The organism is Solidesulfovibrio sp. C21, from assembly GCF_047785625.1.
Taxonomy (GTDB): Bacteria; Desulfobacterota; Desulfovibrionia; order Desulfovibrionales; family Desulfovibrionaceae; genus Solidesulfovibrio.
This window is the reverse complement of record NZ_JBLODY010000071.1, coordinates 1-20303: the sequence shown is the minus strand read 5'-3', so window position 1 is coordinate 20303 and position 20303 is coordinate 1. Positions and strand designations below refer to the sequence as shown.

Sequence of the window (20303 nt, the reverse complement as noted above, 5' to 3'; positions counted from 1 at the left end):
CTGCCATAGGGCGGGGGGAAACTTTTGTGAAGAAAAGTTTCCCCCCGCCCTATGGCAGGATTTCGATCAGCACGTAGCGGGCGGCGAAACCCAGGGCGTAGACGCAGACAAGGACGAGAAAGCAGGCCACAAAAAGGCCGCGGCCACCCCTTCCCTCGGCCAGCCTGGCCAGGACAAAGCCCGCGACCATGGCCAGCAGGATGCCGAAGCCCAGGGCCATGGCCACCTTTTCGAGCGATACGTCGACCATCTCTTTTCCCTCTTACGATCACACCGCCAGCCCCCCCCCGCAGACCTCGTTCCCCTGCCCCATTAAAGGTGGAGCCGGGGGAAATTCCCCGCGACGGCGGCCAGGGGCAGCGCCCCTGGTGGGGAAGGCCGGAAGGGGCAACGCCCTTTCCGGCTACCGCTGATCGAGCGGCAAATAGGGCCGGGGCGGCGGACCGATGTAGATCTGGCGCGGCCGATGGATGCGGGTGGTGGGGTCGCGGTTTTCCTCGCGCCAATGGGCGATCCAGCCGGGCATGCGGCCGATGGCGAACATGACCGGAAACATGTTGACCGGTATGCCGAGCTCCCGCAGGATGATGCCGGAATAAAAGTCCACATTGGGATAGAGCCTGCGGCTCTTGAAGTAGTCGTCGGAGAGCGCCGCCTCCTCCAGCTCCCGGGCAATGTCCATGAGCGGGTCGTTGCCGCCGCCCTGCATGACCAGCTCGTGAGCGGCTTTTTTGAGCACCCGGGCCCGGGGGTCGAAGTTCTTGTAGACCCGGTGGCCGAAGCCCATGAGCCGGCGTTCCTTGCGCTTGACCATCTCCAGATACGACTTGACCTTGTGGCGGCCGGACAGGATCTGCTCGAGCATCTCGATGACCGCGGCGTTGGCCCCGCCGTGGAGCCTGCCCCACAGGGCGCAGATGCCCGAGGACACGCTGGCGAAAAGGTTGGCCTGGGTGGAGCCGACCATGCGCACGGTGGAGCAGGAGCAGTTCTGCTCGTGGTCGGCGTGGACCACCAGAAACAGCGACAAGGCCGACACGGCCTGGGGCGTGGGCTCGAAGTCGCGATTGGGCATGGAAAACATCATGTGCAGAAAGTTGCGGCAATAGCTGAGGTTCGGGTCCGGATACATGAAGGGCAGGCCCAGGGATTTGCGGTAGCTGAAAGCCGCGATGGTGCGCACCTTGCTGACGAGCTTGGCCACGGCCTTGGTGAAGGTGTCCATGTTCTGGATCTCGAGCAGCTCCGGGTGGTAGTTGCCGAGTGAATTGATCACGGCGGACAGGATGGCCATGGGCTGGCCGCCCGGCGGAAAACCGTCGAAATGGTGGAGCAGCCCCTCGTGGAGCAGCTCGTGTTCGGACAGCAGGGTGCGAAAGGCCGTTCGTTCTTCCGCGGTCGGGAGTTTGCCGAAGATCAGCAGCATGGCCGTTTCGATGAACGAACTTTTTTCGGCCAGCTGCTCGATGGGAATGCCGCGGTAGCGCAGAATGCCCTTTTCGCCGTCGACAAAGGTGATGGCCGACTGGCAGGAACCGGTGTTGGCATAGCCGGGATCGAAGGTCAAAAGGCCCGCGTCTTTTTCCAGGGAAGTGACGTCGATGCCCACCTCGCCTTCGCTGCCGACGACCACGGGCAGTTCCAGGGTCGTATCGCCGTACGTAAGGGTGGCGGTTTTGCGTTCGCGCATGGGACTCCTCGTTTCCGCGTGAAGGGGAGAATGGCCGCAAGCGGCCTGGCGTCTGGGTTGCAAGATCGCTTAGGGAAAAGTATACAAAAATAATTCGGCTTTGTCTCGCGGCGCAAGCGCCCCCCGCATGCGGCAATCCCCCAGGCCTTCCGGTGCCGTCGCGCCACAGCCCCGCCGCCGCCAACAGCACGGCAGCGCAGCGCATCCCCCCAACCGCCGCCCATGCCCTTGGCCTGAACAATCACGCTTCCGGCCGGCTTCTGCCGGCTTGGAAAATATTTTTTCCTGTATTTAAAATAGCCTAAAAGCATTCTCCGTAAAATTCGCACCCTATCTCCGCATTTTTCCAGATAAAAGCGTGACTGTTTGTGCCAACCGTTGCGCAATCCGTTTTTTTTTGCCCGCATCCATCCTTTTTCCTAGAAAAGTAGCGTGCCTGATCAAAGATAGCGGTCTGCGGCCCGGCAACCAGCCGGGGCATGCGCAACTGGAAAAAGGAGGCGGTATGGGCATTTCGCGTCGTGGGTTCATGAAACTGACTGGGGCCGGCCTGGTCTGCCTGGGGATAAAGGACCTGGGCTTTGGCGTCCGTTCGGCGGCGGCCTACGCAGCCCCCCTCAAGATCGAGGGATGCAAGGAAATTCTGACCATCTGCGGCTTTTGCGCCTGCGGCTGCAACATCATCATGTCCGTCAAGGACGGCCAACTGATCAGCTCCGAAGGCGATCCGGATTATCCGGTCAGCGAAGGGGCGCTGTGCGCCAAGGGCGCGGCCTTCCTGTCCATGCACAAAAACCCCCACCGGCTGCAAAAGCCCCAGTACCGGGCGCCCGGCAGCGACAAGTGGGTGGAGAAGGACTGGGACTTCGTGCTCGGCCGCATCGCCCAGCGGGTCAAGGACACCCGGGACAAGGACTTCATCCTCAAAAACGACAAGGGGCAGGCGGTCAACCGGGTGGAGACGCTGTTCCAGCTCGGCACCTCGCAGATGGACAACGAGGAATGCTCCGTTTCGCACCAAATGCTTCGCAGCCTGGGGGTCGTGTACATGGACCACCAGGCACGCGTCTGACACAGCGCCACTGTAGCGGCTCTGGCAGAGTCGTTCGGACGCGGCGCGATGACGAATCACTGGATTGACATCAAGAATGCCAACGCTGTCCTCATCATGGGCAGCAACGCAGCCGAGCACCACCCCATCTCCTTCAAATGGGTGCTTGCGGCCAAGGACGCCGGGGCGACGATCATGCACATCGACCCCAAGTTCTCGCGGACCTCGGCCAGATCCGATTTTCACGTGCCGCTTCGCTCCGGCACGGACATCGCCTTCATGGGCGGCATGGTCAAATACATCCTTGACAAGGGCCTGATCCACAAAGATTACGTGGTCCAGTACACCAACGCGGCTTTCATCGTGGGCGACGGGTATTCCTTCAAGGACGGCCTGTTCGCCGGCTACGACGCGGCCACGCGCAAGTACGACCGCAAGAAATGGGGCTTTTCCCTGGACAAGGAAGGCGTGCCCGAGCGGGATATGACGCTCAAAAATCCCCGCTGCGTCTACCAGCTCATGAAAAAGCACTACAGCCGCTATAACCTGGACAAGGTTTCGGCGGTCACCGGCGTGCCCAAGGACAAGCTGCTCAAGGTGTACGAAATCTATGCCGCCACCCATGCCCCGGACAAGGCCGGCACGGTCATGTACGCCCTGGGCTGGACACAGCATTCGGTGGGTGTGCAAAACATCCGGCTGGCCGCCATCATCCAGCTGCTTTTGGGCAACATCGGCGTGGCCGGCGGCGGCATCAACGCCTTGCGCGGCGAGCCCAACGTCCAGGGCTCCACCGACCACTGCATCCTGTGGCACATCCTGCCCGGCTACCTGCCCGTGCCCCGGGCCGACTGGCCAACGCTGGCCGATTACCAGAAGGCCAACACGCCGGTCACCCACGATCCCAAGAGCGCCAACTGGTGGGGCAACCGACCCAAGTACATGGTGAGCCTGCTCAAGGGCTGGATGGGCGAGGCCGGCACGCCGGAGAACGGCTTCGGCTACGACTGGCTGCCCAAGGTCGAACCGGGCAAGGACTATTCCACGCTGTTCCTGTTCGACAACATGTACAAAGGCAAGGTGCGCGGCGGCTTCATCTACGGCCACAACCCCTGTCAGAGCATGCCCAACTCCAGCAAGATCCGCAAAGCCATGGACAAGCTGGACTGGCTGGTCGTGGGCGAAATCCACAACACCGAGACCAGCGACTTCTGGCATCGCCCGGGGGTCGACCCCAAGGACATCAAGACCGAGGTCTTCCTGCTGCCCTCCTGCCAGCGCGGCGAAAAGGACGGCACCATCTCCAACTCCGGCCGCTGGCACATGTGGCACTACAAGGGCATCGAACCCATGGGCGAAAGCAAATCCATGGGCTGGATGGTCGTGGAGATCATGAACCGCGTGCGCGATCTCTACAAAAAGGAGAAAGGCGCCTTCCCGGAACCGATCGTCAACCTGGATTGGCCGGAGCACTACGACGCCGATTACATGGCCAAGAAGATCAACGGCTGGTACACCCGCGACGTCACCGTGGGCGACAAGACGCATAAAAAGGGCGAACAGGTGGCGAGCTTCGTCGCCCTGGCCGACGACGGCTCGACCATCAGCCTCAACTGGCTCTACAGCGGCTGCTACGGTCCCTCGGGCAACCTGTCCAAGCGCCGCGACCCGGCCCAGACGCCCATGCAGGCCAAAATCGGCCTCTACCCGGGCTTCTCCTGGGCCTGGCCGGTCAACCGCCGCATCCTCTACAACCGCGCTTCCGTGGACCTAAACGGCAATCCCTTTAGCCAGGACAAGCCGGTCATCGCCTGGAAGGACGGCAAATGGGTGGGCGACGTGCCCGACGGCGGCTGGCCGCCCATGGCCGACCCCAAGGGCAAGTACCCGTTTATCATGCAGACCGAAGGGCACGGCCATGTCTACGGCCCCGGCCGGGTGGACGGTCCCTTCCCCGAACACTACGAGCCGGCCGAGACGCCCCTTGCCGTCAACCCCTTCTCCAAGCAGCTGAGCAACCCCTGCATGCTGCTGGCGAAAAGCGACATGGACATCCTGGCCAAGCCCGGCGATCCCAAGTACCCCGTGGTCTTGACCACCTACGGCGTGACTGAGCACTGGTGCGGCGGCGGCGACACGAGAAACACCCCGGTGCTGCTCGAAGCCGAGCCTCAGCTCTACGTGGAGATGAGCCACGAGCTGGCCAAAGAACGGGGCATCAAAAACGGCGATCCCGTGGTCATCGAAAGCATCCGTGGCAAGGTCGAGGCCATTGCCATGGTCACCGTGCGCATGACGCCACTCAAAGTCCAGGGCAAGATCGTGCACCTTGTCGGCATGCCGTTTTGTTTCGGCTGGACCACGCCGGGCGTCGGCGACGCCACCAACCGGCTGACCCCGTCCGTGGCCGACCCCAATACCGCCATTCCCGAGTACAAGGCCTGCATGGTCGATGTGCGCAAGGCGGATAAGGTCACGGAACTCTTCGTCTAAACCCGCTTCCGGCCGGGAGGGGAAACTCTCCCGGCCGGTCACAATAAAGGAGCGTGGTCATGCCCAAGGCGTTTTTTATAGACACCTCGCGGTGCACCGCCTGCCGCGGCTGCCAGATTGCCTGCAAGGAATGGCACGGCAACAAGGCCGTGCCCACCCGCCAGCGGGGAACCCATCAAAACCCGCCGGACCTCACCCCCTTCAACTATAAACTGGTGCGCTTCGCCGAACACTTAATCGACGGCCGGGTGCAGTGGCTGTTCTTCCCGGACCAGTGCCGGCACTGCATCAACCCGCCCTGCAAGGACGTGGCGGACTCCTACCTGCCCGGGGCCGTCGTCCAGGACGAGGCCACCGGCGCGGTCATCTACACCGACAAGACCAAGGAGCTCACCATCGATCAGGCCCGGGACGTGCGCGACGCCTGCCCCTACAACATCCCCCGCCGCGACGAGGACACGGGGCTCGTGCGCAAGTGCGACATGTGCATCGACCGGGTCCAGGCCGGCATGAAGCCCGCCTGCGTCCATACCTGCTGCACCGGCACCATGAACTTCGGCGAGCGCGACGCCATGCTCGACCTGGCCCACAAGACCCTGGCCAAGGTCAAGGAAAAGAGCCCCAAGGCGCAGCTTCTCGACGAGGACGACATCAACGTCATCTACCTCGTCACCGAGCCGCGCAAACTCTATCACGAATACGCCGAACGCCGGGAGCCCAAGGGCGGTCCCATGACCCGGCAGGCGTTTCTGGCCATGCTGGCCCGGCCCATGAACCGCATGCGCGGTTAAAAGAGGAGATGGGGAGAAGCTGGGGGGAAACCTTTCTTGCAGAAAGGTTCTCCCCCCAAGCCCCCCTTCCAAAGACTTTTAATAGAATGAAGTTGTTACGGTGAAAATCGTAGCCATTGAAAACTTTAGGAAGGGGAGAGCGCGAGAGGGGACAACCCTTTTTAAAGGGTTTCCCCTCTCGCACCCTCTTGCCCCTCTTCCCTCCTCAAAGGAGCCATAGCCATGAGCGCTTGCACACCGGCCGAAGCGACGGGCCTCGACGCGATCCTGCCGGCTTTTTCCGCCCTGGCCGCCCTGCGCCGGGAGGCAGCCGCCGCGTTACCCGACTGGCCCTTGGAAATCCCCCACGATCCCGACGCGTTCGCGGCGGGCGAACCGCTCCTCGCCTCGCTGCCCGCCCACCGGCTGGCCCCGGGCTTTCTGGCTGCCGCCGAGGTTATGCTGCCACGGCTCGGAGAAATTTTTCCGACGCTGGCCCGGGAGACGACGGTGCTTGGCCAGGCGCTGGCCATGGGCCCCCGCGCGGCCGAACCGCTGCTTTCCGCCTTTGCCGACGCCCGCCTGGAGGACATTGCCCTGCTGGCCGGCGAGATGGGCCTGGACCCGCGCGCCCTGCCCTTCCTGACCCACGAAATTCTCGCGGCCGTGCTGCGCCGGGCGACGGCCACCCTGTCCCCACTGGCCGACGACGCCTTGTGGCAACGCGCTTCCTGCCCGGTATGCGGCTCCCCGCCGGCCATGGGCATGCTCAAGGACAAGCCGGAACCATCGGAATTTCTCATCTCCAAGGCGGGACGGCTCATGCTTTCCTGCTCGCTGTGCGGCCATCTCTGGCGATTCCCCAGGCTCAAATGCCCGGCCTGCGGGGAACTTTCCCACGAAAAGCTCGACGTGCTGACCGTGGCCGAGCATCCCCGGGAACGCATCCACACCTGCTCGGCCTGCAAGCATTACCTCATCGTGGTGGACCGGGTGGACCAGGACGAGCCGCTGGATATGGACGTGGCCCCGGCCGGGCTGGCCCACCTCGACGCCGTGGCCCAGGCGCGGGGATTCACGCCCATCTGCCCCGCGCCCTGGAACCAGTTTCCTGAAGGATAGTTAAAGAAAGGAGCCGGGGGGAAACTTTTTTGGAAAAAAGTTTCCCCCCGGACCCCCTTTCAAAAAACTTTAACGATTACTGCGGAATATCGTCGATGCACACCTCACCGTTGAAAGTTTTGGGGAGGGGAGAGCGCGAGAGGGGAACCCTTTTCCCAAAAAGGGTTCCCCTCTCGCATCCTCTTGCCCTCTCCCCCCTATGCGTCGCGGCGGCGCAGCATGAACATGCCGTAGGTGGCGAGCAGGTTCGGCAAGAATTTCACCACCCAGCCTTTCTCGTGATGGTGCGGGGTGCTGACGGCCGTTTCCCTGGCGATGGCGAAGCCTTCCTTGCGGCAAAAGCGGCGAAAGTCGCGGAGGGTGATGACGCGGATGTTGGGCGTGTCGTACCACTCGTAGGGCAGTTCCCGCGACACCGGCGCGCGGCCCCGGAAAAGCAGCTGGCCCCGGATGCGGTAATAGGCGAAATTGGGAAAACTCACGATGCCGCGCCTGCCCACCCGCAGCATCTCCCGTATGAGGCCCGCCGGGTGGAAGACCTGCTGCAACGTCTGGGACAGAATCACGTAGTCGAAACTCCCGTCCGGATAATCCCGCACTTCCTCGTTGATGTCGCCATGGACGATGGAAAGCCCCTTCTCGATGCCCCGGGTGACTTTCCCCTCCTCGGCCTCGATGCCGGTGCCGCGCACGTCCTTGTCCACGGACAGGATGTGGAGCAGGTCGCCCGAGCCGCAGCCGAGGTCCAGCACCTTCGATCCCGGCTCGATCCAGGAGGCGACGACGGATAAATCATAACGCATGGCCGGCCTCCTTCGCTTCCTTGGCCGCGTCCACGGCGGCCCGGTCGAGAAAGCGGTCGATCATGCCGGACAGGCGGGCGTTGGGCAGTAAGAAGGCGTCGTGGCCCCACTTGGCCTCGATCTCCACGAAACTGACGTCCAGGCCGTTTTTCTTCATGGCCTGGACCATGGCCCGGGACTGGTAGGTGGGGTAGAGCCAGTCCGAGGAAAAGGAGGCGACCAGAAAACGGCAACGGGCCTTGGCAAAGGCCGCCACGGCCGAGCCCTCGCCATGGGCGGCCTCCAGGTTGAAGTAGTCCGCCGCCTTGGTCACGTAGAGAAAGGAATTGGCGTCGAAGCGGTCCACGAACTTCTGGCCCTGGTAGCGCAGGTAGGACTCCACCTGAAAATCGGCCACGTCGAAGGCGAACGAGATCTCGCAACGGTCCTGGAGCCGGCGGTCGAACTTCTGGCGCATGGCCTCGTCGGAAAGATAGGTGATGTGCCCGATCATGCGGGCCACGGCCAGGCCGTGCCCGGGCTTGTCGCCTTCGTAGTAGTCGCCGCAGTTCCACTTGGGGTCGGCCATGATGGCCTGCCGGGCCACTTCGTTGAAGGCGATGGCCAGGGCCGAATGCTTGGTGGTGGTGGCCAGCGGCACGGCGGCGCGCACCATGTCCGGGTAGCGCACGGCCCACTCGAGGACCTGCATGCCGCCCATGGAGCCGCCGATGGCGCACAGGAGCTTTTTGATGCCCAGGTGCTCGACCAGCTCTTTCTGGGCCCGGACCATGTCGGCGATGGTGATGACCGGAAAGGTGAGGCCGTAGGGCTTGCCCGTGGACGGATCGATGGAGGACGGCCCGGTCGAGCCCATGCAGCCGCCGATGACGTTGGAGCAGATGACGAAATAGCGGTCGGTGTCGATGGGCTTGCCCGGGCCGATCATGATATCCCACCAGCCGGGCTTGGCGTCGGTGGCGTCGTAGTGACCGGCGGCGTGGGAATCGCCGGTCAGGGCGTGGAGCACCAGCACGGCGTTTGTGGCCTGTTCGTCGAGTTTTCCGTACGTTTCGTAGGCAAGCGTGACCGGCCCCAGGCTGCGTCCCGAGTCCACGTCCAGCGGATGGGGCGGGACGGCGAAGGTGAAAAACCGCTTTTCCACCAAGCCGACGCTGGCCCCGCCGGGGGTATGCTCCGTGTATTCGCTCATGGTCGCCTCGGCTTTTGTCCTACCAGGAAGGTGGGCAAAGCGCCAGCGCGCCCCTTTGACAATCCCGCCGAGGCCGGGCAGGATGCCTACCGTTGCGTCCGCAACAACACGTTCGGCGACCTGACGCAACACCGCCGTAACCTCTACGTATTTTAAAAGAATATCGACGTACGTTTCAAGGGTCGCAAGACGAGCGGAGGTCCTATGCGTATTATGGAACGCCGCGCCGAAAAGCGGGTGCACCCGCCGGTCGATGTCGTCCTGGATTTCGCCCTGTGGCCGGCCGACATGGTCGTGCCGGCAAAACTCCCGCTTACCGCCCTGCGCGCTCCCACCGCCTGTCGTGACGGGGGGCAGCAACTCACGTTGGCCGACGTTGCCTCCATCGGCCTGGGAGTAAGGCTCAAAGGCCAGCCCGATCTCCTGGAGAGATTGCACGGCCTGGACGCCTTCTACGTCTATCTCAAACTGCACGAATATCGCCCCGAGGCCTCAAGGGCGGCCTTGTCCCTTTTCTTCCACGCCGACATCGCCTGGGCCGAGTGCGTCCCGGAGTGCCTGACCATGGGCCTGCGGGTCCGGCATCTGGGCCGGGGGGCGGCGCAGGAAAAGGCCCTGGAATTTCTCGACGTCAGCACCTTTGGCGTCAAGGAGCTGGCCGGCTGGATCGACGCCCTGTGCCGTGGCGGCCTGGGCCCGGATGCCGCCAGACCCGTATCGGGACTGCATCTGGACACCCTGCTGGCCGAACCCGAGTTGACGCTACCAACCCGGTAATGTTTTGGGAAAGCGCCTGCGAGAGGGGAAACCCTCTCAAAAGGGCAGTCGCCCTTCTCGCGTTCTCCCCTTCCTGGCGTTGTATTTTGCAGAGAGTTCCATCAATTTCTTCCGCCTCCCCCAAAGCCCCGGACCTGTACGGACAGGCCCAGGCGGGGTATGAGGACGCATCCCGAAACGGAGGCACGCTTTTTATGTCCATGCGTTTTCTGGTCCGCACCCTGGTCTGCCTGCTTGTCGGCATCACCACCGCATGGCCCGCCCTGGCCGCGGACCCGGCGAAAAAACCCACCGATTTTCGCGGCATCGCCTGGGGCAGCGCCCCCTCGGCCCTGCCCGGGCTCAAGTCCGTCGAACGTGACGGAGACATCGTCCACTACGAACTTCCCAGCGAGAAAAAGAACCTCGGCGGCGTCACCCTGCGCCGGCTCACCTATTCGTTTTACAAGGACCGCTTCTATCACGCCGAGCTCGACTACGAAGGCAAGGACGCGGCCAAGGTCATGGAGCAAAGCCTGGAAGCCAAGTACGGCCTCCCGGACGCTGTCCGGGAAAAAACCGACGCCGACGGCCGCCCCTATGCCGTGGCCGTGTGGGACTGGCCGGGCTATGCCTTCATCGGCAACCGCTACGACAAGGACGGTCATCGCGGCCGGGTGTTCTACTTCTACGCCCCCCTGACCGATGCCTCGGCCAAGGCCCAGGGCCTCGCCCCGGCCAAGGCGCCAGCCGCTGCCGCGCCGGGCAAGGCTGCCAAGGCGACGTCCAAGTCCGGTGCCGTCACGGGCGAGACCGAGACGTACACGATCAAGGACGGCGACATCATTTCCAAGGTGGCCAACGCCCGGGGGCTGACCACGCACCAGGTCATGGAAGCCAACCCCGGCCTCGACCCCAAAAAGCTGCGCCCGGGCATGACCATCCGGATTCCGGCCAAGAAGTAGGTCCGCCAGCCGTCGCGCCGACACCTGATCGGAAGTGCTGATACGCGTGATCCAAACTTATTTACTTTCCTGATTTGTCAAGACTTTTCACTCATGCTAAGGCTGTAGGGTCGCTCTTTTCGAAGCGCGACCCTACGCCATGGGTAAGTATCGTCACCATCTTCTCACCGCGGTCTGGACCTACCGGGCCATCCGCCTCGCCCTGGCCGTGTCCTTCATCGTGGCCGGAACGCTCAAACTGGCCGACGTCCACGCCTTTGTCCTGACCATCAAGGCCTTTGCCATCCTCCCTTCCGACGCTGTCACGCCGCTGGCCGTGGCGCTGCCGGTGCTGGAAATCGCCGGCGGACTGCTGCTCGTCTTTGACGCGCCGGGCGGACTTTCCATCATCGGCGGGCTGCTGCTGCTTTTTATCGGCGTGGTGGCAAACGCCATCCGGCAGGGCCTGGATATCGACTGCGGCTGCTATGGCCCGGGCGATCCGGAAGGCGAGGTCTACCACGGCCTGCACACGACGTTATGGCGTGATCTGGCCATGCTGGCCGGTGTCCTTTATTGTCTGCTGTGGCGTCGCGTCCACGGCAGACAGCGCTTTACTCCCGCAACCCAAACCTCGTAAGGAGAGTGCATGCGCGCAGTCAAACTCACCCTGACCCTGGCCCTGCTTTCGGTTTTCTGCCTGGCGCAAACGGCCCTGGCCAACAAGTTCGAAGACGAGACCGCCAAGGAAAAAGAAGCGGTCAAGCTGGTGCGGGACACCCAGAAAGGCGGCTACGGCCTTGTTTCGACGGTGGAGCTCAAACAGTGGATCGACCAAGGCAAAAAGATGGTCATCGTCGACACCATGCCTTTCGAGGACAGCTACAAGAAGGAGCACATCCCCGGCGCCGTCAATTTCGTCTTCCCCATCCCGGACATGGAGAAGTGGGACGCCAAGGAGACCGGCGGCAAGACCGAGGCCGACTTCGCCAAGCTGCTCGGCCCGGACAAGAACAAGACCATCGTGATCTACTGCGGCTTCGTCAAATGCACCCGCAGCCACAACGGCGCGATCTGGGCCAAAAAACTCGGCTATAAAAACGTTTACCGCTTCCCGGGCGGCATCTTCGCCTGGAAGGGCGAGGGCTATCCCGTCGAAGCGGTGAAATAAGCACGGGGGAACACCTCCCCGGCGTCCGGGAGGAGGAGCGGCTTCCTCCCGGACCGTCCGGAGGAGGAAGCCCCGCCCCCTTGGCGGTAAAAACACCCATGCTGCTGTTCGATTTCTTCCGACGCAACCCCCTGCCCCAAAAGACACCCCTCAAAAGGCAGCCGACCATGAACGCCCCCTCGTCGCACCTGACCACGGCGGACACCCTGACCACGGCCGTGGGCAAGCGTGCCGCCAGCCTTTTTTCCAACCGCAAGCTCCTTTGCGCCGAGGCCATCATGGTCGCGGTCAACGATGCCTTCGGCCAGCCCCTGCCCGACGAGCAGGCGGTCGGCATCGCCGCCGGACTGACAGCCGGCATCGGCGACCGGGGCTGCCTGTGCGGGGCCATAGCCGGAGCCTGCGCCGCCGTGGGCATGGTCTGCGCCCGGGGCGGACACGGCCCGACCCGCCAAGCCATTCGCCAACAATCCGCCGCCATCCACGAAGCCTTCGTCAATCGCCACAAATCCGCCTGCTGCCGGGTGCTGTCCAAAAAGGTCAAGGACGACGCCAAGGCCCACGCAGTCCAGTGCGCCGCCCTGACCGGCTACGGCGCTGAACTGGCCGTGCGGTCCATCCTCGCCCTGCGCCCGGAACTGGCCGACTGCCCCGACGCCCCCACCAAGGGCGAACCGCGCCTGTGCGGCCGGGTCAAATGGCTGCTGTCGCTTTTTTGCCGTTAAGGGGGGAGAAGAGCCTGGGGGGAAACTTTTCTGAAGAAAAGTTTCCCCCCAGACCCTCTTTCCAAAGACTTCTAATAATAATAGATAATTAGTGTCACCATATGTTCCAGTTATAAAATTTAGGAAGGGGAGAGCGCGAGAGGGGAGAACCCTTTTTAAAGGGTTTCCCCTCTCGCCCCCTCTTCTCTCCTCTTCCTCAAGGAGCATCGCCATCATGCGTCGCGTAGCGTCTGTTGCCGTTTTGCTGTGTTGCCTGGCTGTGGCCGTTTCCGCCATGGGCCAGACCATTTCCCCCCAGGCCCGGCGCGACCTGTCCGTTCTCGAGACGGCCTACCCCGGCGTCATGACCGCCATCGAGGTTTCGCCGGACGGCCGCATCACGGTTGTTTTGCGCGACGGCGCGCGCGTTGCCTATGACGACGGCCGCGCGCGCACGCCCGAGCAGGCGGTCTTTGATCCCGACCTCAAGACCATGCTGGCCCAGCCCTATCCCCTCGGTCCGGTAACGGCCGAGCCGCCGCTGTGGTTTTCTCCGGGCCGCAGCCGGGTCCAGGCGTTTTTCCTGGCCCTCTACGGCCAAGACCGGGCCGAGGTCCGGGCCAATTGCCGCCCGGTGGCCTTTTTCAACCAGCGCCTGGAGTTCAACACCCGCTTCGGCGCGGCCGATGCCTTCGCGCGCGTCGCCCGCCGGCTGGAAACGCTTGCCGCCGCCGATCCCGGCATCAAACGCTTTCTGCTGCCGGCTTCGGGCGGCATGGTCTGGCGGGTGATCGCCGGCACGGACCGGCTCTCGGTCCACTCCTTCGCCGCGGCCGTGGACGTCAGTCCGCGCGGCAACCCGTACTGGCGCAATCTGCCGCGCGGCAAAAACATGCTGGCCGTGCGCCGACGCTTCCCCGAGCAGGCGGTCGCGGCCTTCGAGGCCGAAGGATTTGTCTGGGGCGGCAAATGGACGGAGTTCGACCTCATGCATTTCGAATACCGGCCGGAACTGATTCTCCTGGCCCGGCTGGCGCGGGGCGAATCCTTGCCGCTTCGCCCTATCGACGCCTTGCTGCGCCCCTCCCGCTAGCGGTTTTCAGCACGCCGTGCCGCAATTTCGTAAAACATGCTGCATACGATTTTTTTATTCATATCCTTTACTTCCCCGGCCTCCCGTTCACGGTAACACCCTTGAATCACGTGAAAAATTTGCCAAACCCCATTGACGTTCAAAAGAACTCGTGATTAACTGCAAAAGGGAAATCGAACTCGGCGACGCAGGAACGCGACGCGTCCGTCATAGAGAGGCGGCAGCGGCCGGTCCGCCTGCGACGGCCGCGTGTCGAACGGGTCATTGGATGCAAACATGGCTGGGGGATCATGGGACGCCCCGGCCATGCCTCTCGTAAAACAAAGGAGGACGTTTATGAACTTTTCCGTGGGTCTTGGCAGGGATGATGCGGAAAAACGGCTTGTGCAAAACGGCGTCTCCCGCCGCGACTTCATGAAATTTTGCGCCACCGTCGCAGCGGCCATGGGCATGGGCCCCGCTTTTACGCCCAAGGTCGCCCAGGCACTGACGGCCAAACACCGTCCGTCGGTGATCTGGCTGCACAACGCCGAATGCACCGGCTGCACCGAGGCGGCCATCCGGACCATCAAACCGTATATCGACGCGCTGATCCTCGACACCATCTCCCTGGATTACCAGGAGACCATCATGGCCGCGGCCGGCGAAGCCGCCGAGGCGGCCCTGCACCAGGCCCTCGAAGGCAAGGACGGCTACTACCTGGTCGTGGAAGGCGGCCTGCCGACCATCGACGGCGGCAAGTGGGGCATGGTTTCCGGCCATCCCATGATCGAGACCACCAAGAAAGCCGCGGCCAAGGCCAAGGGCATCATCTGCATCGGCACCTGCTCCGCCTACGGCGGCGTCCAGAAGGCCAAGCCCAATCCCAGCCAGGCCAAGGGCGTGTCCGAAGCGCTCGGCGTCAAGACCATCAACATCCCCGGCTGCCCGCCCAACCCCATCAACTTCGTGGGCGCCGTGGTCCATGTCCTGACCAAGGGCATCCCGGATCTCGATGAAAATGGCCGGCCGAAGCTCTTCTACGGCGAGCTGGTTCACGACAACTGTCCGCGCCTGCCCCATTTCGAGGCCTCCGAATTCGCGCCCTCCTTCGAGTCCGAAGAGGCCAAGAAAGGCTTCTGCCTCTACGAACTCGGCTGCAAGGGCCCCGTTACCTACAACAATTGCCCCAAGGTGCTGTTCAACCAGGTCAACTGGCCCGTCCAGGCCGGCCATCCCTGCCTCGGCTGCAGCGAGCCGGACTTCTGGGACACCATGACTCCCTTCTACGAGCAGGGCTAGCCCTTCCTTCGTAGACGGCCAGTACAGTAACCCGGACACCTTCAACAGCACCGAACGTCTTGTGACGGAGGAAGCATATGGCTGAGAGCAAACCCACGCCGCAATCCACCTTCACCGGCCCCATCGTGGTCGACCCCATTACCCGGATCGAAGGACATTTGCGGATCATGGTCGAGGTGGAAAACGGCAAGGTCAAGGACGCCTGGAGCTCCTCACAGCTCTTCCGCGGCCTGGAAATCATCCTCAAGGGCCGCGATCCCCGCGACGCCCAGCACTTCACCCAGCGCGCCTGCGGCGTGTGCACGTACGTCCACGCCCTGGCCTCCACCCGCTGCGTCGACGACGCCGTCAAGGTCAGCATCCCGGCCAACGCCCGCATGATGCGAAACCTCGTCATGGCCTCCCAGTATCTCCATGACCACCTCGTCCACTTCTACCAGCTGCATGCCCTGGACTGGGTCGACGTGACCTCGGCGCTCAAGGCCGACCCCAACAAGGCCGCCAAGCTGGCCGCCTCCATCGCCCCGGCCCGCCCCGGCAACTCGGCCAAGGCCCTCAAAGCCGTCCAGGACAGGCTGAAAGCCTTCGTCGAGTCCGGACAGCTCGGCATCTTCACCAACGCCTACTTCCTCGGCGGCCACAAGGCCTACTACCTGCCGCCCGAAGTCGACCTCATCGCCACCGCCCACTACCTGGAAGCCCTGCACATGCAGGTCAAGGCGGCCAGCGCCATGGCCATCCTCGGCGGCAAGAACCCCCACACCCAGTTCACCGTCGTGGGCGGCTGCTCCAACTACCAGGCACTGACCAAGGACCCGCTGGCCAACTACATGGCGCTCACCAAGGAAGTCTGCCAGTTCGTCAACGAGTGCTACATCCCGGACCTGCTGGCCGTGGCCGGCTTCTACAAGGACTGGGGCGGCATCGGCGGCACCTCCAACTACCTGGCCTTCGGCGAGTTCGCCACCGACGACAGCAGCCCCGAGAAACACCTGGCCACCTCGCAGTTCCCGTCCGGCGTCATCACCGGTCGCGACCTCGGCAAGGTGGATAACGTGGACCTCGGCGCCATCTACGAGGACGTCAAGTACTCCTGGTACGCTCCCGGCGGCGACGGCAAGCACCCCTACGACGGCGTCACCGATCCCAAGTACACCAAGCTCGACGACAAGGACCACTACTCCTGGATGAAGGCCCCCCGCTACAAGGGCAAGGCCATGGAAGTCGGTCCCCTGGCCCGCACCTTCGTCGCCTACGCCAAGGGGCAGCCCGAGTTCAAGAAGGTCGTGGACATGGTCCTCGGCAAACTCTCCGTCCCGGCCACGGCCCTGCACTCGACCCTCGGACGCACCGCCGCCCGCGGCATCGAGACCGCCATCGTCTGCGCCAACATGGACAAGTGGATCAAGGAAATGGCCGACAGCGGCGCCAAGGACAACACCCTGTGCGCCAAGTGGGAGATGCCCGAGGAGTCCAAGGGCGTCGGCCTGGCCGATGCGCCCCGCGGTGCCCTGTCCCACTGGATCCGCATCAAGGGCAAGAAGATCGACAACTTCCAGCTGGTCGTCCCCTCGACCTGGAACCTCGGTCCCCGGGGCGCCCAGGGCGACAAGAGCCCGGTGGAAGAAGCCCTCATCGGCACGCCCATCGCCGATCCCAAGCGCCCGGTCGAAATCCTGCGCACGGTCCACGCCTTCGATCCCTGCATCGCCTGCGGCGTGCACGTTATCGAGCCCGAGACCAACGAAATCCTCAAGTTCAAGGTTTGCTAAGAACGGCAACGCCGTTTATACGAGGAACCCGGCTTCGGCCGGGTTCTTCGTTTCTTAAGGAGGTCGCATGTCCGGTACCCCGCGTAAGATACTCATCCTCGGCGTCGGCAACATCCTTTATACCGACGAGGGCGTCGGCGTGCGGGCCGTGGAGCGCCTTCTCGAAACCTACGATTTTTCCGACAACGTCACCCTCATGGACGGCGGCAACCTGGGCATGAAGCTCATGCAGCCCCTTATGGACTGCGACTATTGCATTGTGCTCGACGCCGTGCTCGGCGGCGACGCCCCCGGCACCGTCTACCGCCTCACCGGCGAGGACCTGCGCAAGTCCCTGGCCTTCAAGGACTCCATGCACCAGTCCGACCTCGTGGACACGCTGATCTACTGCGAACTGATCGGCAAACGGCCGGAAGCCGTGGTCATCGGCATGGAACCTCTCGATTTTCAGAACATGAGCATCGAACTCTCGCCCGCCATCGCCGACCGCATCCCGGCCATGATCGACATCGCCCTGGCCGAACTCGCCGACGTCGGCGGCGTCGCCACGCCCAAGAAGGGCGAGGGAGAAAAGGCGAGAGGGGAAACCCTTTAAAAAGGGTTCTCCCCTCTCGCGCTCTCCCCTTCCTAAATTTTATAAAGGGGTTAAAGTTGTTCCTGTTACGTAAGGAGGAACCCTGACCTTTATTGAAAGTTTTTGAGGGTGGGGGTCCGGGGGAGGGAACTTTTTTCAAAAAGTTCCCTCCCCCGGCTCCTTCCTCCTCCGTCCCCTCACCTCCCCATGCCCGGGGCGCACTTGCCGAGCGGCAAAAAACATTCTAGGAAATGGCGGGGTTTATTCATCCAAGGAGGTCCCTATGGAGTTTCGAGGCGCAATCACGGCATTGGTGACGCCATTTCGAAACGGCGAGGTTGATGAAGAGGCCTTCCGCGCCTTTATCGAATGGCAGATCGAACAGGGCATTCATGGAGTCGTTCCCTGCGGCACCACGGGCGAATCCGCCACGTTGTCCCACGAGGAACATAAACGGGTGGTCCGCATCTGCGTGGACCAGGTCAAAGGCCGCGTGCCCGTTCTGGCCGGAGCCGGGTCCAACAACACCCGCGAAGCCATCGAGATCACCAAGGACGCCAAAGACGCCAAAGCCGACGGGGCCCTTCTGATCACCCCCTATTACAACAAACCCACCCAGGCCGGACTGATCGCCCATTTCAAGGCCATCGGCGAGCGGGTGGATATGCCCTTTATCGTGTACAACGTGCCGAGCCGCACGTCCGTCAACCTACTGCCCGAGACCCTGGCCGTCATGAAGAAGGAAATTCCCCAGGTGGTCGGGATCAAGGAAGCCACGGGCGACCTGAACCAGGTTTCCCGGGTGATCGAATACTGCGGCGAGGACTTCATGGTCCTTTCCGGGGACGATCCCACCGGCCTGCCCACCATGGCCATCGGCGGACGCGGCATCATTTCCGTGGTGTCCAACTTCGCGCCGGCCAAGATGGCCGCCATGTGCGACGCGGCCCTGGCCGGCGACCTGACCAAGGCCAAGGCGCTCCATTACGAACTGAGCCCGCTTTATCGGGCGGCCTTTCTCGAAACCAACCCGGTGCCGGCCAAGACCGCCCTGGAGATGATGGGCCGGTTCCCCCTCGAGGTGCGCCTGCCCATGGTGCCCATGCAACCCCAGAACCGGGAAAAGCTCAAAACAGCCCTGGCCTCGGCCGGACTGCTGTAGCCCATCCGCAAGCTTGCTGCCGTGCGACGGGCCTTCCGAGCGGAGGGCCCGTCGCGCGTTTTATACACCATGAATGATTCTTCCCTGCGCATCATCCTGGATAACGCCGACGTGACCTTCAGCGGCCGACCGGCGCTTCGCGGCGTCTCCCTCACCATCGCCGCCGGCGAACGCTGGCTGGTCCTCGGCGGCAACGGGTCGGGCAAATCGACCGTGCTGCGGCTGTTGCGCGGCGACATCTGGCCCGACGACGACGGCCGGGAACATCGGATCTACCGGATGGGGAGCAGCCCCGACCGGGCCTCGCCCATCGGCCTGCGCCCGCGCTTCGGCATCGTTTCCCCGGAAATCCAGCGCGCCGCCAAGCGCCTGTGCGCGCACCAGCCGGCAAGCGCCATGATCCTGGCCGGCCCGCGCGACGCGGTCTTCGTCCAGGGCCGGCCCACGGCGGCGGAACTGGACACCCTGGGTGCCGTCCTGGAGCGGCTTTGCATCAGCCATCTGGCGGACACCCCCGTGGAAGCGCTTTCCAACGGCCAGTTGCGGGCGGTGCTGCTGGCCCGGGCGCTGGCCAGCCGGCCGCTGGTCCTTTTTCTGGACGAATTTCTCGACAGCCTGGACGACGCGGCCCGGGACACGGCCCAGCAGGCCGTGGAACAGGCGGCGGCCGACGGCGCGGCGGTCGTACTGACCAGCCATCAGGGTGCTGCCCTGCCGCCGGGAAAGGCCCAGGGAATTACGCTGGCCGGCGGGCGCATTATCGATAGGGGGGATGCGGCGGCGGTGCGCGGTCGCTACCGCAAAAGCATGGCCCCCGGCGAGACCGAGGCGGCCGCACCTGCCCTGCCCGTCTCCGAAGCCGCCCCGTCCCCGGACAGCCCACCGCTGGTCATCCTGGAAAACGCCTCGGTATTTTTAAACCGCCGGGAAGTGCTCCACGCCATCACCCTGACCGTGCGCCAAGGCGGGCATATGGGGCTTGTCGGGGCCAACGGCGCGGGCAAGTCCACACTGCTCAAGCTCATTGCCGGCGAATACCATCCGGCCCTTGGCGGCCGGGCGATGCGCCCCGGGCTGGCCGCGCCGGAGGGCTTTACCGACCTGCGCGACATCCGCAAGCGCATCGGCATGGTGTCCTTCGAGCTGGAAGCGGATTACGACAAGGAGCTGCCGGCCCTGGACCTGGTTGTTTCCGGAATCTCGGGGACCATCGGCCTTTTCGCCGCTCCGGCGGACAAGGATGTGGCGGCGGCCAGGCGGTGGATGGAATTTTTCGGCGTGGCCGAGCTGGCCGAGCGCCGGCTGGGGCAACTTTCCGCCGGCCAGACGCGCCGGCTGTTTCTGGCCCGGGCCATGGTCGGCGAACCCAGGCTGCTGCTTCTCGACGAGCCGTTTTCCGGCCTCGACGGCCCGTCGCGGCGCGTGGCCATGCAGGCCGTGTCCGCGGCGGCACGCGCCGGGGTCACGGTGCTTGCCGCCGTGCACCGACGCGGCGACATCATCCCGGAAATCGAAACCGTGCTGCGCCTCACGGCCGGCCGCCTCGCGCCGCTGTAGCGGCGAAGCGGTGGTATAAAATGAGACCGGGGGGAAACCTTTCTTGCAGAAAGGTTCTCCCCCCGGGCCCCCTTTCCAAAGATCTTCAACGGGTATGGAGCGTGAGCGTTACAGCTCCCATAACCGTTAGAAGTTTTTGGGAGGGGAGAGCGCGAGAGGGGAACCCTT

18 protein-coding genes are annotated in these 20303 nt (G+C 63.7%); 14 read left to right on the top strand and 4 right to left on the bottom strand.

What is annotated here, in order from left to right; all coding sequences use genetic code 11:
- Positions 1-49 precede the first annotated feature (49 nt).
- Together ACMZ6R_RS16675 and ACMZ6R_RS16670 are read right to left on the bottom strand one after the other, a co-directional pair.
- Entirely contained in the window at positions 50-250 is a 201-nt protein-coding gene (locus tag ACMZ6R_RS16675; protein ID WP_416113523.1) for a hypothetical protein, read from the bottom strand.
- A 153-nt stretch (positions 251-403) separates the two neighbouring features.
- Entirely contained in the window at positions 404-1690 is a 1287-nt protein-coding gene (locus ACMZ6R_RS16670; RefSeq protein ID WP_416113521.1) for a citrate synthase, read from the bottom strand.
- A gap of 505 nt (positions 1691-2195) precedes the next feature.
- Here ACMZ6R_RS16670 and fdnG point away from each other — a divergent pair.
- From fdnG to ACMZ6R_RS16655, 3 genes are all read left to right on the top strand, one after another.
- The gene (fdnG, locus tag ACMZ6R_RS16665; RefSeq protein ID WP_416113519.1) at positions 2196-5234 is read left to right on the top strand and encodes a formate dehydrogenase-N subunit alpha; all 3039 of its coding nucleotides are present in this window, start codon (positions 2196-2198) and stop codon (positions 5232-5234) included.
- A gap of 59 nt (positions 5235-5293) precedes the next feature.
- Complete coding sequence (locus ACMZ6R_RS16660; RefSeq protein WP_416113517.1) at positions 5294-6025, top strand: 4Fe-4S dicluster domain-containing protein; 732 nt, start codon at positions 5294-5296, stop codon at positions 6023-6025.
- Positions 6026-6247: 222 nt separating this feature from the next.
- Positions 6248-7126 carry a formate dehydrogenase accessory protein FdhE gene (locus ACMZ6R_RS16655; RefSeq protein ID WP_416113515.1) on the top strand — a complete coding sequence of 293 codons (879 nt, stop codon included), beginning with the start codon at positions 6248-6250 and terminating at the stop codon, positions 7124-7126.
- A gap of 197 nt (positions 7127-7323) precedes the next feature.
- Here ACMZ6R_RS16655 and metW read toward each other — a convergent pair whose 3' ends face one another.
- Both metW and metX read right to left on the bottom strand, forming a co-directional pair.
- Positions 7324-7929, bottom strand: a complete 606-nt coding sequence (gene metW, locus ACMZ6R_RS16650; RefSeq protein WP_416113513.1) for a methionine biosynthesis protein MetW — start codon at positions 7927-7929, stop codon at positions 7324-7326.
- Positions 7919-9121, bottom strand: coding sequence for a homoserine O-acetyltransferase MetX (metX, locus tag ACMZ6R_RS16645; protein WP_416113511.1), 1203 nt, complete (start codon positions 9119-9121; stop codon positions 7919-7921). The genes metW and metX overlap by 11 nt, the downstream gene beginning before the upstream one ends.
- Positions 9122-9325: 204 nt before the next feature.
- On the opposite strand from metX, the gene ACMZ6R_RS16640 reads away from it, so the two are divergent.
- The 11 genes from ACMZ6R_RS16640 to ACMZ6R_RS16590 all read left to right on the top strand — a co-directional run bounded on the left by ACMZ6R_RS16640 (position 9326) and on the right by ACMZ6R_RS16590 (position 20135).
- The gene (locus ACMZ6R_RS16640) at positions 9326-9898 is read left to right on the top strand and encodes a hypothetical protein (protein ID WP_416113509.1); all 573 of its coding nucleotides are present in this window, start codon (positions 9326-9328) and stop codon (positions 9896-9898) included.
- Between the two features lie 194 nt (positions 9899-10092).
- Entirely contained in the window at positions 10093-10842 is a 750-nt protein-coding gene (locus ACMZ6R_RS16635; protein ID WP_416113507.1) for a LysM peptidoglycan-binding domain-containing protein, read from the top strand.
- Between the two features lie 139 nt (positions 10843-10981).
- Complete coding sequence (locus ACMZ6R_RS16630) at positions 10982-11461, top strand: MauE/DoxX family redox-associated membrane protein (protein ID WP_416113505.1); 480 nt, start codon at positions 10982-10984, stop codon at positions 11459-11461.
- 9 nt (positions 11462-11470) lie between these two features.
- A complete protein-coding gene (locus tag ACMZ6R_RS16625; RefSeq protein WP_416113503.1) occupies positions 11471-11992 on the top strand; it encodes a rhodanese-like domain-containing protein in 522 nt (173 codons plus the stop codon).
- Between the two features lie 80 nt (positions 11993-12072).
- Complete coding sequence (locus ACMZ6R_RS16620; protein ID WP_416113501.1) at positions 12073-12717, top strand: C-GCAxxG-C-C family (seleno)protein; 645 nt, start codon at positions 12073-12075, stop codon at positions 12715-12717.
- Between the two features lie 214 nt (positions 12718-12931).
- Complete coding sequence (locus ACMZ6R_RS16615; protein ID WP_416113499.1) at positions 12932-13789, top strand: M15 family metallopeptidase; 858 nt, start codon at positions 12932-12934, stop codon at positions 13787-13789.
- Between the two features lie 336 nt (positions 13790-14125).
- Positions 14126-15070: a hydrogenase small subunit gene (locus ACMZ6R_RS16610; protein WP_416113497.1), complete on the top strand. Its 945-nt coding sequence runs from the start codon at positions 14126-14128 to the stop codon at positions 15068-15070.
- Positions 15071-15147: 77 nt separating this feature from the next.
- Positions 15148-16842 (top strand): nickel-dependent hydrogenase large subunit, encoded by a 1695-nt coding sequence (locus tag ACMZ6R_RS16605; protein ID WP_416113495.1) that lies wholly within the window; start codon positions 15148-15150, stop codon positions 16840-16842.
- A 67-nt stretch (positions 16843-16909) separates the two neighbouring features.
- Complete coding sequence (locus ACMZ6R_RS16600) at positions 16910-17437, top strand: HyaD/HybD family hydrogenase maturation endopeptidase (RefSeq protein ID WP_416113493.1); 528 nt, start codon at positions 16910-16912, stop codon at positions 17435-17437.
- 262 nt (positions 17438-17699) lie between these two features.
- Positions 17700-18578, top strand: coding sequence for a 4-hydroxy-tetrahydrodipicolinate synthase (dapA, locus tag ACMZ6R_RS16595; protein WP_416113491.1), 879 nt, complete (start codon positions 17700-17702; stop codon positions 18576-18578).
- 69 nt (positions 18579-18647) lie between these two features.
- Entirely contained in the window at positions 18648-20135 is a 1488-nt protein-coding gene (locus ACMZ6R_RS16590) for an ATP-binding cassette domain-containing protein (RefSeq protein WP_416113489.1), read from the top strand.
- The last annotated feature ends 168 nt before the right edge of the window (positions 20136-20303 follow it).

What these genes read in the sequence shown, in the direction of transcription:
- ACMZ6R_RS16675 (WP_416113523.1), bottom strand. Translation starts at nt 250, where the DNA reads ATGGTCGACGTATCGCTCGAAAAGGTGGCCATGGCCCTGGGCTTCGGC.
- ACMZ6R_RS16670 (WP_416113521.1), bottom strand. Translation starts at nt 1,690, where the DNA reads ATGCGCGAACGCAAAACCGCCACCCTTACGTACGGCGATACGACCCTG.
- ACMZ6R_RS16660 (WP_416113517.1), top strand. Translation starts at nt 5,294, where the DNA reads ATGCCCAAGGCGTTTTTTATAGACACCTCGCGGTGCACCGCCTGCCGC.
- ACMZ6R_RS16655 (WP_416113515.1), top strand. Translation starts at nt 6,248, where the DNA reads ATGAGCGCTTGCACACCGGCCGAAGCGACGGGCCTCGACGCGATCCTG.
- metW (WP_416113513.1), bottom strand. Translation starts at nt 7,929, where the DNA reads ATGCGTTATGATTTATCCGTCGTCGCCTCCTGGATCGAGCCGGGATCG.
- metX (WP_416113511.1), bottom strand. Translation starts at nt 9,121, where the DNA reads ATGAGCGAATACACGGAGCATACCCCCGGCGGGGCCAGCGTCGGCTTG.
- ACMZ6R_RS16640 (WP_416113509.1), top strand. Translation starts at nt 9,326, where the DNA reads ATGCGTATTATGGAACGCCGCGCCGAAAAGCGGGTGCACCCGCCGGTC.
- ACMZ6R_RS16635 (WP_416113507.1), top strand. Translation starts at nt 10,093, where the DNA reads ATGTCCATGCGTTTTCTGGTCCGCACCCTGGTCTGCCTGCTTGTCGGC.
- ACMZ6R_RS16630 (WP_416113505.1), top strand. Translation starts at nt 10,982, where the DNA reads ATGGGTAAGTATCGTCACCATCTTCTCACCGCGGTCTGGACCTACCGG.
- ACMZ6R_RS16625 (WP_416113503.1), top strand. Translation starts at nt 11,471, where the DNA reads ATGCGCGCAGTCAAACTCACCCTGACCCTGGCCCTGCTTTCGGTTTTC.
- ACMZ6R_RS16615 (WP_416113499.1), top strand. Translation starts at nt 12,932, where the DNA reads ATGCGTCGCGTAGCGTCTGTTGCCGTTTTGCTGTGTTGCCTGGCTGTG.
- ACMZ6R_RS16610 (WP_416113497.1), top strand. Translation starts at nt 14,126, where the DNA reads ATGAACTTTTCCGTGGGTCTTGGCAGGGATGATGCGGAAAAACGGCTT.
- ACMZ6R_RS16605 (WP_416113495.1), top strand. Translation starts at nt 15,148, where the DNA reads ATGGCTGAGAGCAAACCCACGCCGCAATCCACCTTCACCGGCCCCATC.
- ACMZ6R_RS16600 (WP_416113493.1), top strand. Translation starts at nt 16,910, where the DNA reads ATGTCCGGTACCCCGCGTAAGATACTCATCCTCGGCGTCGGCAACATC.
- dapA (WP_416113491.1), top strand. Translation starts at nt 17,700, where the DNA reads ATGGAGTTTCGAGGCGCAATCACGGCATTGGTGACGCCATTTCGAAAC.
- ACMZ6R_RS16590 (WP_416113489.1), top strand. Translation starts at nt 18,648, where the DNA reads ATGAATGATTCTTCCCTGCGCATCATCCTGGATAACGCCGACGTGACC.